The sequence below is a fragment of the Galbitalea sp. SE-J8 genome, assembly GCF_030345695.1.
Taxonomy (GTDB): Bacteria; Actinomycetota; Actinomycetes; order Actinomycetales; family Microbacteriaceae; genus JAUASV01.
In genome coordinates this window covers 67,316-82,967 of the sequence record NZ_JAUASV010000011.1, presented here as the reverse complement: position 1 = coordinate 82,967, position 15,652 = coordinate 67,316, and the positions used below count along the sequence as shown (strand labels likewise).

Genomic DNA, 15,652 nt, shown 5'->3' with positions numbered 1-15,652 from the left:
GATTCGCGCACGTTTGGCGGGCTTAGCGGCGAACGGATGGCGTTGTAGCGCCCGCCGTTGGCCCGCTACTACCGCCGAAGCCCGTGACACGCCGGGCGATGTCGGCGGCGATTGACATCATCGAACGTATGTTCGAACCTGGGGTGGTGCTGCATCCGGTTGCTCCTCCTCACGTCGACGGTCCGTCGAGCGCTGCGCCGCGCGCGGTCTCGGCAGGCTCGACCAGCGGGACGACGGATGCCGACGCGCGCGCCGAGCGCGTGCGCGAGCTGCAGGACCGCATCCGTTCCATGCAGGCGACGACGCTCGCCGAGCCGACCATCCCGACGCACCCCGCCATCGCGGGCCTGCTGCCCGGCGGCGGACTGAAGCAGGGCTCGGCCTACAGCGTCGACTCCTCGGCGACGCTGCTCATGGCGCTGCTCGCCGGTCCGAGTGCCGCCGGCAGCTGGTGCGGCGTGATCGGCGTGCCCGAGTTCGGCGTCGAGGCCGCGGCGCGCTTCGGGGTCGACCTCGAGCGGCTCGCGCTCGTGCCGCATCCGGGCGACCAGTGGCTCGCCGTCACCGCGGCCGTGGCCGACGTGCTCGACGTCGTCGTGGTGCGTCCGGGCCGTCGCGCGGGCGACGCGAGCATCGCCCGGCTCGCCGCCCGCCTGCGGCAGCGCGGCGTGACCCTGCTCGTGCAGGGCGCGTGGCCGCAGACGGAGGCGATGCTGAGCCTCGGCGACAGCGCGTGGACGGGCATCGGCGAGGGACACGGCTACCTCGAGGCGCGGCAGGCGACCGTGACGGTCACGACGCGCACGGCAGGGCGTCCGCGCAGCGCTCGGCTGTGGCTGCCCGACGCGCGCGCCGAGTTCCGCGCCGTCGAGAGCGAGACGCCCGCGCTTCGACCAGTGGCGCAGCGGGCGGGCGCGGCGGCGCAGCGGGCGGGCGCGGCGGCGCAGCGGGCGGATGCGGTGCGGAGGGCCGGATGAGCCCCCGGGCGTCGAAGGCGCACCGGGCGCCGCGTCCCCGCATCGGCGACGCGGGCGGCAGCGTCACGGCACAGCCCGAGACCGCCACGCGGCTGCGGGCGGCCGACGTCGGCACCACGCGCACGATCGTGCTGTGGAGCCCCGACTGGCCGATCTCGGCGCTCGCGCGCTCGACCGGCATCGACGTCGGGGAGCGCATCGCGCTCATCGCGAGCGGCGCGGTGTTCGCGTGCTCGGCATCCGCTCGCGCCCAGGGGGTGCGGCGCGCGATGCGCGTGCGCGACGCCCAGGCGCGCTGCCCCGACCTCCTCGTGCGGGAGTACGAGCCGAGCCTCGACGCCCGCGCCTTCGAGCCCGTGCTCACGGCGATCGAGGCGCTCACGCCCGGGGTGCAGGTGCTGCGCCCCGGCATGGTCGCGGTGCGGGAGCGGGGTCCGGCGCGGTACTACGGCGGCGAGCTCGCGGCGGGGATCGCGCTCGCCGGCGTGCTCGACGACCTCGGCATCCGTGACACGCGCGTCGGCATCGCCGACGGCCCGTTCGCCGCGGAGCAGGCGGCCCGACGCGCCGACGGGCGACGACCCGTCGTGGTGCCCGCGGACGGCAGCACGGCGTTCCTCGCCGGGCTGCCCGTCGCGGCGATCGGCGACGCCGACCTCGTCGCGCTGCTGCGCCGCCTCGGCATCGCGACCCTCGGCGGGTTCGCGGCGCTCGCGCCGACCGACGTGCGCGACCGGTTCGGCGAGTCCGCCGCCTGGCTGCACGCGCTCGCGGCGGGAGCGGATGCGCGGCCCGTGCGCGCGCGCACTCCCCCGCCGGAGCTCGCCGTGCGCCTCGATCTCGAGCCGCCGCTCGATCGCGTCGACCAGATCGCGTTCGCGGTGCGGGCGAGCGCCGACCGGTTCGTCACCGCGCTCGTCGCCGCGCGACTCGTCTGCACGGCGCTGCGCGTCGAGGTCGAGACGGAGAACGGCGAGTATGCGGAGCGCACCTGGCTGCATCCGCGCTCGTTCTCGCCCGCCGACGTCGTCGACCGGGTGCGCTGGCAGCTGCAGGGCGCGGGCGAGGACGCCGGCCTCGGCTCCGGGGTCGTGCGCATCCGTCTCGTGCCCGAGACGGTCGACCCGATCGGGCAGCACGAGCAGGGGCTGTGGGGCGGCGGTCCCGACGAGCGCGTGCACCGCGGCATGACACGGGTGCAGAGCATGCTCGGGCACGGCGGTGTGCTGCAGGCGGTCGTCGGCGGCGGCCGCTCGGTCGCCGACCGGCAGGTGCTCGTGCCGTGGGGCGACCCGACGGATGAGGCCCCCGACCTCGCCGTCCGGCCGCCGGCGCGCCCGTGGCCGGGACGGCTGCCCGACCCGGCGCCCGCGACGGTGTTCGCGGTGCGGCATCCGGTGTCCGTGTTCGCGGCCGACGGCGCGCTCGTCGCGATCGACGACCGCGGCGCGCTCTCCGCGCCGCCCGCCCGCATGGCGACGGGCTCGCGCGTGCGCGCCCTCACCGCGTGGGCCGGGCCGTGGCCCGTCGACGAGCGCTGGTGGGATGCGGCCGCGGCCCGCCGGGCGCACCGCTTCCAGGTGGTCGACGACGCGGGCAGTGCCTGGCTGCTCGTGCTCGAGATGCCGCGGCGCGCGGATACGACCGCTGCCCCCGAGTGGTTCCTCGAGGGGCGGTACGACTGATGGGCTGGAACAACCCGCCCGTGACCTGGGGCGAGTTCGAGCGCACGCTCTCGGGTTCGGGCAACCGGGGCTCCCGCCCGCGCCCCGTGCCCGAGGACAGCGACGGCGGCGACGGTCCCGCGTTCTCGCACAAGCGCCCCGCCTACGTCGCCGAGCGCATCGAGCCGCCCGCCGACGCCGTGCCCTACGCCGAGCTGCACGCGCACTCCGCCTACAGCTTCCTCGACGGCGCGTCGATGCCCGAGCGACTGCTCGAGGAGGCCGCCCGCCTCGGGCTCACCGGCCTCGCGCTCACCGACCACGACGGCTTCTACGGGATCGCACGGATGGCCGAGGCCGCCGAGCGGCACGAGAGCGTCGCGACCGTGTTCGGCGCCGAGCTCTCGCTCGGGCTGACGAAGCCGCAGAACGGCGAGGCGGACCCCGAGGGCCACCACCTGCTGCTGCTCGCGCGCGGGCAGGACGGCTACCACGCGCTCGCGGGCGCGATCACCTCCGCCCAGCTCGCCGGGGCGGAGAAGGGGCGGCCGCGGTACTCGCTCGACGACATCGCGCATCCCGACCTCGTCGCCCTCACCGGATGCCGCAAGGGCTGGGTGCGCAGCGCCCTCGCGGGCCGCGACGGCGTGTGGGCGGGCGGCGACCGCGACACCGCGATGCGCGCCGCCGGCCGCGAGCTCGACCGCCTGCGCGAGCTGTTCGGCACGGTCGTCGTCGAGCTCTACGACCACGGCGACCCGCTCGCCTCCACCCACAACGACGCGCTGTTCGAGCTCGCACGGCAGCGACGGATGCCGGTGGTCGCGACCGGCAACGCGCACTACGCGACCCCGGCCGACGCCGACCTCGCCGCGGCGCTCGCGGCGGTGCGCGCCCGCCGCAGTCTCGACGACCTCGACGGCTGGCTGCCCGCGGCATCCGCTGCCCACCTGCGCTCGGGCGCCGAGATGACGCGCCTGTTCGCGCGCTACCCGGGCGCGGTCGAGACGACCGTCGACCTCGCGGCCGACCTCGCCTTCGAGCTGCGGCGGGCCCGGCCCCGGCTGCCGAAGCAGGAGGTGCCCGCGGGGCACACCCCGGCGAGCTGGCTGCGCGAGCTGACCTGGCGGGGAGCCGCCGAGCGCTACGGCGACCCGCTGCCGGCCGGTCACCGCGACCGTATCGCGCACGAGCTCGACGTCATCGAGGAGAAGGACTTCCCCGGCTACTTCCTCATCGTGCACGACATCGTCGCCTTCGCGCGTTCGCGCGGCATCCTGTGCCAGGGCCGGGGCAGCGCGGCGAGCTCGGCGGTGTGCTACGCGCTCGGCATCACGGCGGTCGACGCGATCTTCTACGGCCTGCCGTTCGAGCGCTTCATCTCCTCCATCCGCGAGGAGGAGCCCGACATCGACGTCGACTTCGACTCCGACCGGCGCGAGGAGGTCATCCAGTGGGTGTTCGAGCGCTACGGCCGCCGCAATGCCGCGCAGGTCGCCAACGTCATCCAGTACCGGCCGAAGAACGCCGTGCGTGACATGGCGAAGGCGCTCGGCGCATCCCCCGGCCAGCAGGACGCGTGGAGCAAGCACGTCGAGCGCGGCATGCTGCGCACCCCCGAGAGCGACATCCCGGATGCCGTGCTCGACCTCGCGGAGCGCACGCTGTCGCTGCCGCGCCACCTCGGCATCCACTCGGGCGGCATGGTGCTCACGGAGCGTCCGGTCGGCGAGGTCGTGCCCATCGAGCACGGACGCATGACGGACCGCACCGTGCTGCAGTGGGACAAGGACGACTGCGCCTGGATGGGGCTCGTCAAGTTCGACCTGCTCGGCCTCGGCATCCTGTCGGCGATGCAGCACACGCTCGACCTCGTCGCCGACCACCTCGGCGAGCGGTGGGAGCTCGCGACGATCCCCAAGGAGGAGCCGGGGGTCTACGACCAGCTCTGCCGCGCCGACTCGATCGGCGTGTTCCAGGTCGAGTCGCGCGCGCAGATGGGGCTGCTGCCGCGCCTGCGGCCGCGGCGGTTCTACGATCTCGTCATCCAGATCGCGATGGTGCGGCCCGGTCCGATCCAGGGCGGGGCGGTGCATCCGTTCGTGCGGCGCAAGCTCGGCGAGGAGGAGATCACCTACGCGCATCCGAAGCTCGAGCCGGTGCTCGAGCGCACCCTGGGCGTGCCGATCTTCCAGGAGCAGCTCATGCACATGGCGGTCGCGGTCGCCGACTTCTCCCCCGAGGAGGCCGACCGCCTGCGGCGGGCCATGGGGTCGAAGCGCGGCATCGAGAAGATCGCGAGCCTGAGGGAGAAGCTCTACGCGGGCATGGCGGGCAACGGCATCACGGGCGCGCTCGCCGACGAGCTCTACCAGCGCATCGAGGCGTTCGCCTCGTTCGGGTTCGCCGAGTCGCACGCGCTGAGCTTCGGCCTGCTGGTCTACGCGAGCTCGTGGCTGCGGCTGCACTACCCGGGGGCGTTCCTCGCGGGGCTGCTGCGCGCGCAGCCGATGGGCTTCTACTCCCCCGCCTCGCTCACGGCGGATGCGCGCCGCCACGGCGTCGAGACCCGGCGCCCCGACGTGCTGCTCTCGGGCGCGCAGGCGGGCCTCGAGGCGGTGGACTCCTCCCGCTCGTCGGCGGATCCCCGCTGGTCGGGGAGCGCCGCGCCGGAGGGTGTCTCCCGCTGGTCGAGGAGCGCCGCGCCGGAGGGTATCTCCCGCTGGTCGGGGAGCGCCGCGCCGGAGGGTGTCTCCCGCTGGTCGAGGAGCGCCGCGCCGGAGGCGCGTCGCGTCTCGAGACCACCGGCCACAGGCTCCCCCGCCTGCCTCGACCCGCACCAGCAGCCCGTGCCGCAAGAGTTCGACCGCGACGCGCCGTTCTCCACCGACGACCACCGACGCGACGCGAACCTCGCGGTGCGCCTCGGACTCGCCGACGTCAAGGGCATCGGCCTCGACGTCGCGACGAGGATCGTCGAGGAGCGCGAGGCATCCGGCGCCTTCCTCGACATGCACGACCTCGTGCGCCGCACGGGGCTCGACACCCGCCAGCTCGAGGCGCTCGCGACCGCCGACGCGTTCGCGTCGATGGGGCTCACCCGGCGCGAGGCGCTGTGGCTCGCGGGCAGCGCGGCCCAGGATCGCGCCGAGTACCTGCGCGACACGGTCGTCGCCGTGCAGCCGCCGCTGTTCCCGCTCGCGACGACCGCCGACGACCTCGTCTCCGACCTGTGGGCGACGGGCATCTCACCCGCCGACCACCCCATCGCGCACGTGCGCGACATGCTCGACGCGCGCGGCGTCCTGCCCTCCCGGATGCTGCGCACCACCGAATCCGGAACGCGCATCGAGGTGGGCGGCGTCGTCACCCACCGGCAGCGTCCGGCGACGGCGAGCGGCATCACGTTCATGAACCTCGAGGACGAGGACGGTCTCGTCAACGTCATCTGCTCCGTGGGCGTGTGGGGGCGCTACCGCCTCATCGCGCGCGACTCCCCCGCGCTCATCGTGCGCGGCATCCTCGAGAGAAGCGAGGAGGGCGTCATCAACCTCCTCGCCGACGCCTTCGAGACCCTGCCGATCACGGCGAAGCACCGCTCCCGCGACTTCCACTGACGAGTCGCCGCTCCGACGCATCACGCCGATGCGAGCGGCACGCGATCGTGGGAGGCGATGCCGAAGCGCTGACCCGGGTACCGCAGGCCCCGGAAGTACATGTTCGTGTGCGCCACGATCTGCTCGCCGCTGATCGTGATCCCGTCGAACTCGGCATCCGAGGTCGTGTGGGCATCGCTCACGAGCGTGACGTCGAAACCCCGGGCTGCCGCCGCCTGCGTCGTGGTGCGGATGCAGTAGTCGCTCTGCGCGCCGGCGATCACGAGTCGGGTGGCGGCGAGACGGTCGAGCACCTCCGCCAGATCGGTGCCGGCGAACGAGTCGCGGTAGCGCTTGCGTACGAGCGGCTCATCGGGCCGGCGCTCGAGCGGCGCAGCGAGGCGCCATCCGTCCGACCCCTCGGGGAAGTCGTCGTGATCCTGCACCCAGACGACCGGCACGCCCTCCGAGCGGGCGCGTCGCACGAGGGCGGCGGTGCGCTCGGTGACGCCGCGGGCGTCGACGCAGTTCTCGAGCACGCCGACCTGCAGGTCGATGACGATCACGGCGATCTGCTCGCTCATCACCCCATCGTGCCAGCACGCGCGACTCCCTGGGCGAGCCGGCCGTGTCAGGAGCGCGGGCGGCGGTCAGGAGTGCAGGATGCGGCGCAGGTAGTCGATGCGCGCCTGCAGCTGCGCGACGGTCGCCTGCGGCACCGCGGGGCCCCCGCACACGCGGCGCAGCTCGGTGTGGATCATGCCGTGCGGCTGGCCGGACAGCTTCGCGCGCACGCCGACGAGCGAGTTGAGCAGGGTGCGCTGCTCCTTGAGGGTGCGGTGCATCGCGGCGGGGGGCTCGAGCTCCGGCGGTCGCTCGCCCGGAGGGCGCTCGGCCGACCGCCGCGCCTGCCGCTGCTGACGCGCCCGCAGCAGCTCCTTGACCTCCGTGGGCTCGAGGATGCCGGGGAGGCCGATGAAGTCCTCCTCCTCTTCGGACAGCGTCGCGGCCGCGAAGCCGTACTCCTCGCCGTCGTACAGCACGTGCGAGAAGTTCGCGTCGCTCTCGAGCGCCTTCCACTCGAACTCCTCGGCGAGGCTCTCGCTCACCGACTCCGACGCGTTCGCCTCCTCGACGAGCGCGTCGTCGAGGTAGAGCGCATCATCCGTGTCCCGATCGAGGGCGTGGTCGCGCTCCCGCTCGAGCTGTGCGCCGAGCTCGAGCAGGGCCGGCACGCTCGGCACGAACACGCTCGCCACCTCACCGCGGCGCCGCGCGCGCACGAAGCGCCCGATCGCCTGCGCGAAGTACAACGGCGTCGAAGCGGATGTCGCGTACACCCCGACGCACAGGCGCGGCACGTCGACGCCCTCCGACACCATCCGCACGGCGACGAGCCAGCGGTCCTCGCTCTTCGCGAACTGCTCGATGCGCGCGCTCGACGCCTTCTCGTCCGAGAGCACGATCGTCGGCCTGCGGCCGGTGATCCTGAGCAGGAGCTCGGCGTAGGCGCGCGCCGTGGTCTGGTCGGTCGCGATGACGAGACCACCGGCATCCGGCACGTGCTCGCGAACCTCGGTGAGACGGCGATCGGCGGCGGCGAGCACGTTCGGCATGAAATCGCCGGCCGGGTCGAGCGCCGTGCGCCAGGCCTGCGCGGTGACGTCCTTCGTGTCGCCCTGGCCGAGCCGCGCCTCCATCTCGTCGCCGTCGCGGGTGCGCCACCGCATCCGTCCCGCGTAGGCCATGAACAGCACCGGGCGCACGACGCCGTCGGCGAGGGCGCGGCCGTAGCCGTACGAGTAGTCGGTGACGGAGGTGCGGATGCCGGACGCGTCGGGCGCGTACGTCACGAACGGGATCGGCGCGGTGTCGCTGCGGAACGGCGTGCCCGAGAGGGACAGCCGCCGCACCGCGCCCGCGAACGCCTCGCGGATCGCATCCCCCCAGCTGAGCGCGTCGCCGCCGTGGTGCACCTCGTCGAGGATGACGAGCGTGCGATGCGACTCGGTGATGCGCTGGTGCAGGCTCGCGCCGGTGGCGACCTGCGCGTAGGTGACCGCCATGCCGTGGAAGCGCCGCCCGGCCCACGATTCGCCGTTCTTGTACTCCGGGTTGAGACGGATGCCGACGTGGTGCGCCGCGTCGGCCCACTGGTTCTTGAGGTGCTCGGTGGGCGCGACCACCGTCACCCGGTCGATGATCCGCCGGGCGATGAGCTCGGTTGCGACGCGCAGCGCGAAGGTGGTCTTGCCGGCGCCGGGGGTCGCGGCGACGAGGAAGTCCCGGCGCTCGCGGCGCAAGTACTCGTCGAGGGCCTCCTGCTGCCAGGCGCGCAGGCTCCCCGCGGTGCCGCGCGGCGCACGCTCCGGGAATGCCGGCGGCAGTCGCTCGGCCGAATAGGTGCCGACACGTAGGCGTTCCGCCTCGGCAGTGCCGGCGCTGGGGCCGCCGTGAACGGGTGCACCGGACCCGGGAATCGGGTGCGGGTCGGTGTCGCTCACTGCACAAGACGCTACCCGAGCACGCCGACACCGACGCGCCCATCACGGAAATGCAGGAGCCGGCGCGCATCGCGGAGGTGCACCGCCCAGCGCGGAGATGCACCGCCGAGCGCGGAAATGCAGGAGCCGATCACGGAAATGCAGGAGCCGACGCTCCATCACCCGGCGTGTCGAGCCTCACAGCGCACGTTCGGGGTCAGGCCTCCTGCATTTCCGTGGTCGGGGCCGTCCAGCGCGGAGATGCACCGCCCATCACGGAAATGCAGGAGCCGACGCTCCATCACCCGGCGTGTCGAGCCCCACAGCGCACGTTCGGGGTCAGGCCTCCTGCATTTCCGTGGTCGTGGTCGGGATCGGGGCCGGGGTCGGGGTGCGGGCGGGCGGGGCGCGGGGTCAGGCCTCCTGCATTTCCGGGGCCGGGGTCGGGTCGGGGTCAGGGGTGCGGGCGGGCGGGGCGCGGGTCAGGCGCGGCCGTCGCGGGCCGTGTACTTGCGGGCCTCGACGTCGCGCTCGGCTCGTGCGCCGGCTCCGCGGCCGGCGTCGCGCTCGGCTCGTGCGCCGGCGTCGCGCTCGGCTCGCGCGCCACGGCCGGCTCGTGCTCCGCCGAGGAGCGACGCGGGCGCGATGACGCCGCGCCCGAACCGCTCGTGCACCGCGTCCATCACGGACTCGGCCTCGCGCCAGTCCTCGTCGTCGTCCCACAGCGCGGCCGCGGGAGCGGCATCCGTCAGCTGCTCCATCCGCACCCCGATGAGCCGCACCGGGCGGTGCGGGCCGACCGCCGCGTAGACGTCGGCGACCTCCTCGTAGATGCGCCGCGCGACGCTCGTCGGCTCGGCGAGCGTGCGCGAGCGGGTGATCGTCGTGAAGTCGCCGTAGCGCAGCTTGAGCACGACCGTGCGACCCGTGACGCCCTGGGCGCGCAGGCGGCGCGCGACCATCGACGACAGCCGCAGCAGCTCGCGGCGCAGGGTCGCGGGGTCGGCGATGTCGGTGCTGAACGTCTCCTCGTGGCCGATGCTCTTCTCCCCGACGAGTCCCTCGACGGCCCGCGGGTCACGCCCCCAGGACAGCTCGTGCAGGCGCCGCGCGGATGCCGTGCCGATCGAGCGCTCGAGGGCCGGCAGCGGCATCCGGGCGACGTCGGCGATCGTGCGGATGCCGAGGCGCGCGAGCTGCTCCTCCGTCTTGCCGCCGACGCCCCACAGCGCCGACATCGGCAGCGGATGCAGGAAGTCGAGGGTGCCGTCCGCGGGGATGACGAGCAGGCCGTCGGGTTTCGAGCGACCCGACGCGAGCTTCGCGACGAACTTCGTGGCGGCCGCACCGATCGAGACGACGAGGCCGGTCTCGTCGCGCACCCGGCGACGGATGTGCTGGCCGATCGCGATCGGACCGCCGAAGACCCGCGTCGCCCCGCTCACGTCGAGGAACGCCTCATCGATGCCGACCTTCTCGACGCGCGGTGTGACGTCGTCGAACACCCCCATGACGACGCGGGAGAAGTGCTGGTAGCGCTCGAAGTGCGGCTCCAGGATGATCGCCTGCGGGCAGAGCTGCTTCGCGCGTGCGGTCGGCATCGCCGAGTTCACGCCGTACTTGCGGGCCTCGTAGGTCGCGGCCGTGACGACCGCCCGGGCCGAGTCGTGCGTCACGATGACGGGCTTGCCGACGAGCTCCGGATGCTCGAGCAGCTCGACGGAGGCGAAGAACGCGTCGAGGTCGGCGTGCAGGATCGTCGCGGTCGAGTCGTCGACCCCGGGCGCAGTGGTCTGGCGACCGCTGCCGTCCTGCTTGCTCACGTGCGCTCCGCTCTCCCGCTCGGTCCATGCTCGCAGGCGCGTGCGACATCCGGGAGGACGTGCGACATCCGGGAGGAGGAGCAGAATCGGGTGATGGCCGAACAGCACCCGTGGACCCGGTACGTCGCCCTCGGCGACTCGTTCACCGAGGGCATCGGCGACCCGGAACCCGACTCGCCCGGCGGGCACCGCGGCTGGGCCGATCGCGTCGCCGAGGTGCTCGCGGTGCAGACCGAGGACTTCGCGTACGCGAACCTCGCCATCCGCGGACGCCTGCTGCAGCAGATCGTCGACGAGCAGATCGAGCCCGCGCTCGAGCTGCGCCCCGACCTCATCACGATCTCCGCGGGCGGCAACGACATCATCCGTCCCGGCACGGATCCGGATGACGTGGCGAGCCGCCTCGACGCCGCGGTCGGGCGCCTGCGGGCCGACGACGCGACCGTCGTGGTGTTCACCGGTCCCGACATCGGGCAGACGCCGGTGCTCGGGCGCATCCGGGGCAAGGTCGCGATCTACAACGAGAACGTCGCCGCGCTCGCGCTCAAGCACGACGCGGTGCTCGCGAACATGTGGGCGCTGCGCGAGCTGTCCGACCCGCGGATGTGGGCGCCCGACCGGCTGCACTTCTCACCGATCGGCCACCAGACGATCGCGCGCATGGTGCTGCGCGCCCTGAACGTCGAGAACGACCTCGACGCGGTCGTGCCCGAGCCGCTGCCGAAGCAGCCCTGGCGCCAGGCCCGCACCGAGGACCTCAGCTGGGCGCGGGAGTACTTCGTGCCGTGGGTGCTGCGGCGCATCCGTCACCAGTCGTCCGGCGATGGCATCACCGCGAAGCGCCCGGGGTTCTAGCCCGCAGCCACCGCCCGCAGCTACCGCCCGTACCGCATCGCGGTCGGGCAGTCGAAGGCCGCGACGCCCGCGGCGAGTCCGACCCGGTCGAGGTAGCGCAGCACGACGCGCCACGCCGTCGGCAGCGGGTTCTCGGTGTACCGCACGCTGCGCGCCTCGCAGTACTCGCGCACGATCTCGTTCGCGCGGCGCAGGTGCGGCCGCGGCATGCTCGGGAACAGGTGGTGCTCGACCTGGAAGTTGAGTCCGCCCATGAACGCGGTCATCCACCAGCCGCCGGTGATGTTGCGGCTCGTGAGCACCTGGCGGCGCAGGAAGTCGATGCGGCTCGTCGCCGGCAGCACGGCCATGCCGATGTGGTTCGGTGCGAACGAGGAGCCCATGTAGAGCCCGAAGACGGCCATCTGCACGCCGAGGAACGCGACGGCCATGCCGGGCGGCAGCAGCCAGAACAGCAGCGACAGGTAGACGATGTTGCGGGCCACGAGCAGCGAGATGGACAGCGCCCGCTTGTCGACCTTGCCGGCCGAGAACACCGTCGTGAACGCGTGGCGGTGCAGGTTGACGCCCTCGAGCAGCAGCAGCGGGAAGAAGAACCAGGCCTGGCGGTTGAGCAGCCAGGAGTAGACGCGGCCGGTGACCTTCTCGGTGTCCTCGGTGCGGAACATGACGACATCCGGTTCGATGTCGGGGTCCTTGCCGACCGTGTTCGGGTTGCCGTGGTGCCGCGTGTGCTTGTTCATCCACCACGAGTAGCTGATGCCGACGACGAAGTCGGCGAGCAGCCGGCCCGAGAACTCGTTCGCCCGGTGCGACTCGAACACCTGCCGGTGCGCGGCCTCGTGCGCGAGGAACGCGAACTGGGTGAACAGCACGCCGAGTCCCGCGGCGACGAGCAGGATCAGCCAGGACTCGTGCAGCAGCACGATGCCGGCGATCGCTCCCCCGGTCAGCGCGACGAGGATCGCGAAGACGGCGATGTAGAACCCCGGGCGGCGGCGCAGCAGGCCCGCGTCGCGCACGGTGGCGAGGAGCGCGGAGAACTCGGAGGTCTGCGGGCGGCCCTCGCCGGGCCCGGTGCGGATGATCCGCGACGGGCGGGAGGGCTGCGGGTGCGACAGAGCGGCGTTCGACATGGGACCTCGGCCTCGAGTGACTTCCCAGCCGGGTTGAAATGAAGCGAGCGCTCCGTGACGGATGCGGCGAGCTTACGTGCCGCGCCTGAGAACGCGCCGGAGGCCGGCCCGCGCGCGCCGGAGCGCTCAGCGCCCGAGCGCGCCGGAGCGCTCAGCGCCCGAACGGGTGCGTGAGCCGCCAGCCCGGCCCGGGGTCGACGAGCGCCGACCGGAGGGCGAGGTCGACCGTGTAGTCTCGGTCGCCGACCGTGATGTCGAGGTCGCCGACGTCGGCACCCGCGACCCCCGTCGAGATCGGGGAGATCGACTCGCGCACCGAGATCGGGGTGTCGCTCCACACCAGCACGGATGCCGTGGTCGCCGCGACGATGTCGCTCGTCTGCCCCCACGGGGTCGTCGCCGTGCCGTAGCGGGTGCCCGCGGTGGTGAGCTGCACCTCGTGGAAGCCGGCGTACACCCCGTCGAGCAGGGCCTGGATGTCCCGGTCGATGGTCGGGTGGTCCTTGCCGCCGAGCACGACGCCGATCACCGTCACGGTCGAGTCGCCGTACGTCTTCGCTGCGCTGAACAGCAGGTTCGCCCCGGCGGTGTCGAGCGTGCCGGTCTTGAGCCCCGTGACGCCGTCGACGCCGAGCAGCGCGTTGCTGTTCTCGAACTCGCCGACCCCCGGGATGTCGATCTTCGTCGTGCTCACGAGCTGCGCGACGAGCGGGTTCGCGATCGCGAGCTCGCCGAGGCGCACCAGGTCGGTCGCCGTGCTCACGTTCTTCGGGTCGATGCCGGTCGGCTCGACGATGGTCGTGCCCGTGAGCCGGTGGTCGGTGAGCCATTTCCGCGCGACCGGGAGGAACGCATCCTGGGACCCGAAGGCCCAGTTCACGAGCGTGCCGACGTAGTTGTTCGCGCTCTTCACGAGCGCGAGCTGCAGCAGCTGCAGCTCGCTGAGCTGCAGACCGACCCGCACCGTGGCGAGTGCGCCGTTGAGCGCGAGGTAGTGCCGGTAGAGGTCGACGTCCGCCTGCGTGGTCGTGATCGTCGGGCCGCTCTCCCCCACGCCGAGGGGCTTCGCCTCGAGCACGACGAGCGCGGTGATGACCTTCGAGATCGACGCCATCGGCAGCGGGTCGGTGCTGCCTGCGGAGCCGAGCACGCCGTCGTAGCCGACGGCGCCGATCGCGCTCGCGCCGTAGGCCGGCCAGGCGAGCGACGCGGCCGCGGAGGTCGGTGCGGCGACATCCGTTCGCGTCACGCGTGCGGCCGACACCGGCGCGAGCAGCGAGAACGGCAGGTAGAACGCGGTCAGGAGCACGAGGGCGAGGCCGCCGAACACCGTGATGCGTCGTCGGCGGTAGATCTGTCGACGGCTGAGGGGCACCCGATCGATGCTAGGGGCGGCTCGCTCGCAACTCCCACAGCGCCACGGCGCTCGCCGCGGCGACGTTGAGCGAGTCGACACCGTGCAGCATCGGGATCGTGACGACCGTGTCGGATGCCGCGATCGCCGCGCGGGAGAGCCCGTCGCCCTCGGCGCCGAGCAGGACAGCGACGCGCTCGGGGGCGTCCGCGGCGAACACGTCGAGCGGCACGGCGCTGTCCGCGAGCGCGAGGGCCGCGACGTGGAACCCGGCCGCGTGCAGCACCTCCCCCGCCGCCGGCCAGTCCGGCAGCCGCGTCCACGGCACCTGGAGCACGGTGCCCATCGAGACCCGCACGCTGCGGCGGTACAGCGGATCGGCGCAGCGCGGCGCGACGAGCACGGCGTCCGCACCGAGTCCCGCCGCCGAGCGGAAGATCGCCCCGACGTTGGTGTGATCGACGATGTCCTCGAGCACGACGACGCGCCGGGCGCCCGCGAGCAGCTCGGCGGGGTCGGCGAGCGGCGGCCGGTGCATCGAGGCGAGCGCGCCGCGGTGCATCTCGAAGCCGGTGAGCGCGCGCAGCACCGCACTCGACCCGACGAAGACCGGCGCGTCGAACGGCGCGAGCAGCGCCTCCACGTCGGGCAGCCACTGCTCGAGCACGAGCGCCGAGCGCGGCACGTGGCCCGCCGCGATCGCGCGCCGGATGACCTTCGCGCTCTCGGCCAGGTACAGGCCCTCCGCGGGCTCCGTGACGCGGCGGAGCGCGACATCCGTCAGATCCCGGTAGTCGCGCAGCGCCGGGTCGGTCGGGTCGTCGATCGGCACGATCGGCATCCGGCACCCCTCCCGCGGGCACCCGAAACAAACCAGAAACCCCGCGCGTTTAGCCTGGCACAGGAGGTGTGCCATGCCGATCGCGACGGATGCGGAGCCCACCGCCGACGTGCGCGACCTCGTCGACCGCGCCGCCGCCCTGCTGCGCGGCCGCCGGCTCGCGGTGCTCACGGGCGCCGGCATCAGCACGGACTCGGGCATCCCCGACTACCGCGGTCAGGGTGCGCCGGTGCGCAACCCGATGACGGTGCAGCACTTCCTGTCGTCCGCGGAGCGGCGGCAGCGCTACTGGGCCGGCAGCCACCTCGGCTGGAAGCGCTTCGCCGCGGCCCGCCCGAACGTCGGGCACGAGGTGCTCGCCGAGCTCGAGCGGCGCGGCATCGCGGGCGGCATCATCACGCAGAACGTCGACGGGCTGCACGAGCGCGCCGGCAGCACGCACGTCGTCGACCTGCACGGATCGATGGACCGGGTGCGCTGCCTGCGCTGCCACCAGCGGTTCGCGCGTGTCGACATCGCGGCGCGGCTCTCGGCGGACAACCCGTGGCTCGACGTGCCCGACCAGGTCGTGCTGAACCCCGACGGCGACGTCGAGATCGAGGGGCACGAGGCGTTCGTCGTGCCCGAGTGCACCGTGTGCGGTGGCATGCTCAAGCCCGAGGTGGTGTTCTTCGGCGAGTTCGTGCCGGTCGAGAGGTTCACCGAGGCCACGACGCTCGTGAAGCGGGCGGAGGCGTTCGTCGTCGCGGGATCCTCGCTCGTCGTGAACTCCGGCATCCGTCTGCTCGAGCAGGCCGCCCGCAAGCGCGTGCCGATCGTGATCGTCAACCGCGGCGAGACGAAGGGCGACCGGCGGGCCGACGTCAAGATCGACGCGGGCACCTCCGAGACGCTCGCGGCCCTCGCGGAACGGCTCGGCTGAG

General features: G+C 73.3%; 11 protein-coding genes. 5 read left to right on the top strand and 6 right to left on the bottom strand.

Features of this window, described 5'->3' with window-relative positions; all coding sequences use genetic code 11:
- Positions 1 to 128 precede the first annotated feature (128 nt).
- From imuA' to QT381_RS09070, 3 genes are read left to right on the top strand one after another with little or no spacing between them, the layout of a single operon-like run.
- Positions 129 to 977 (top strand): DnaE2-dependent mutagenesis accessory factor ImuA', encoded by an 849-nt coding sequence (gene imuA' / locus QT381_RS09080; protein WP_289248591.1) that lies wholly within the window; start codon positions 129 to 131, stop codon positions 975 to 977.
- The gene (locus tag QT381_RS09075) at positions 974 to 2,662 is read left to right on the top strand and encodes a DNA polymerase Y family protein (RefSeq protein ID WP_289248590.1); all 1,689 of its coding nucleotides are present in this window, start codon (positions 974 to 976) and stop codon (positions 2,660 to 2,662) included. The genes imuA' and QT381_RS09075 overlap by 4 nt, the downstream gene beginning before the upstream one ends.
- On the top strand, positions 2,662 to 6,258 hold the full coding sequence (locus QT381_RS09070; protein WP_289248589.1) for an error-prone DNA polymerase: 3,597 nt from the start codon (positions 2,662 to 2,664) through the stop codon (positions 6,256 to 6,258). The genes QT381_RS09075 and QT381_RS09070 overlap by 1 nt, the downstream gene beginning before the upstream one ends.
- A 20-nt stretch (positions 6,259 to 6,278) precedes the next feature.
- Here QT381_RS09070 and QT381_RS09065 read toward each other — a convergent pair whose 3' ends face one another.
- The 3 genes from QT381_RS09065 to dinB form a co-directional block, all read right to left on the bottom strand.
- A complete protein-coding gene (locus QT381_RS09065) occupies positions 6,279 to 6,821 on the bottom strand; it encodes a cysteine hydrolase family protein (protein ID WP_289248588.1) in 543 nt (180 codons plus the stop codon).
- A gap of 66 nt (positions 6,822 to 6,887) precedes the next feature.
- On the bottom strand, positions 6,888 to 8,624 hold the full coding sequence (locus tag QT381_RS09060; RefSeq protein WP_289248614.1) for a DEAD/DEAH box helicase: 1,737 nt from the start codon (positions 8,622 to 8,624) through the stop codon (positions 6,888 to 6,890).
- A 578-nt stretch (positions 8,625 to 9,202) separates the two neighbouring features.
- On the bottom strand, positions 9,203 to 10,543 hold the full coding sequence (gene dinB, locus QT381_RS09055) for a DNA polymerase IV (RefSeq protein ID WP_289248587.1): 1,341 nt from the start codon (positions 10,541 to 10,543) through the stop codon (positions 9,203 to 9,205).
- Positions 10,544 to 10,636: 93 nt separating this feature from the next.
- On the opposite strand from dinB, the gene QT381_RS09050 reads away from it, so the two are divergent.
- Entirely contained in the window at positions 10,637 to 11,398 is a 762-nt protein-coding gene (locus QT381_RS09050) for an SGNH/GDSL hydrolase family protein (protein WP_289248586.1), read from the top strand.
- Between the two features lie 20 nt (positions 11,399 to 11,418).
- Here the strand turns inward: QT381_RS09050 and QT381_RS09045 are convergent, their stop codons facing one another.
- From QT381_RS09045 to QT381_RS09035, 3 genes are all read right to left on the bottom strand, one after another.
- Positions 11,419 to 12,534: a fatty acid desaturase family protein gene (locus tag QT381_RS09045; protein ID WP_289248584.1), complete on the bottom strand. Its 1,116-nt coding sequence runs from the start codon at positions 12,532 to 12,534 to the stop codon at positions 11,419 to 11,421.
- 151 nt (positions 12,535 to 12,685) lie between these two features.
- Positions 12,686 to 13,909 carry a D-alanyl-D-alanine carboxypeptidase family protein gene (locus QT381_RS09040; RefSeq protein ID WP_289248582.1) on the bottom strand — a complete coding sequence of 408 codons (1,224 nt, stop codon included), beginning with the start codon at positions 13,907 to 13,909 and terminating at the stop codon, positions 12,686 to 12,688.
- 10 nt (positions 13,910 to 13,919) lie between these two features.
- Positions 13,920 to 14,729: a TrmH family RNA methyltransferase gene (locus tag QT381_RS09035; RefSeq protein WP_289248581.1), complete on the bottom strand. Its 810-nt coding sequence runs from the start codon at positions 14,727 to 14,729 to the stop codon at positions 13,920 to 13,922.
- Positions 14,730 to 14,802: 73 nt separating this feature from the next.
- Between QT381_RS09035 and QT381_RS09030 the strand changes: the two genes are divergently transcribed.
- A complete protein-coding gene (locus QT381_RS09030; protein ID WP_289248580.1) occupies positions 14,803 to 15,651 on the top strand; it encodes a Sir2 family NAD-dependent protein deacetylase in 849 nt (282 codons plus the stop codon).
- Position 15,652: the final 1 nt, after the last annotated feature.

What these genes read in the sequence shown, in the direction of transcription:
- imuA' (WP_289248591.1), top strand. Translation starts at nt 129, where the DNA reads ATGTTCGAACCTGGGGTGGTGCTGCATCCGGTTGCTCCTCCTCACGTC.
- QT381_RS09075 (WP_289248590.1), top strand. Translation starts at nt 974, where the DNA reads ATGAGCCCCCGGGCGTCGAAGGCGCACCGGGCGCCGCGTCCCCGCATC.
- QT381_RS09035 (WP_289248581.1), bottom strand. Translation starts at nt 14,729, where the DNA reads ATGCCGATCGTGCCGATCGACGACCCGACCGACCCGGCGCTGCGCGAC.
- QT381_RS09070 (WP_289248589.1), top strand. Translation starts at nt 2,662, where the DNA reads ATGGGCTGGAACAACCCGCCCGTGACCTGGGGCGAGTTCGAGCGCACG.
- QT381_RS09065 (WP_289248588.1), bottom strand. Translation starts at nt 6,821, where the DNA reads ATGAGCGAGCAGATCGCCGTGATCGTCATCGACCTGCAGGTCGGCGTG.
- QT381_RS09030 (WP_289248580.1), top strand. Translation starts at nt 14,803, where the DNA reads ATGCCGATCGCGACGGATGCGGAGCCCACCGCCGACGTGCGCGACCTC.
- QT381_RS09045 (WP_289248584.1), bottom strand. Translation starts at nt 12,534, where the DNA reads ATGTCGAACGCCGCTCTGTCGCACCCGCAGCCCTCCCGCCCGTCGCGG.
- QT381_RS09050 (WP_289248586.1), top strand. Translation starts at nt 10,637, where the DNA reads ATGGCCGAACAGCACCCGTGGACCCGGTACGTCGCCCTCGGCGACTCG.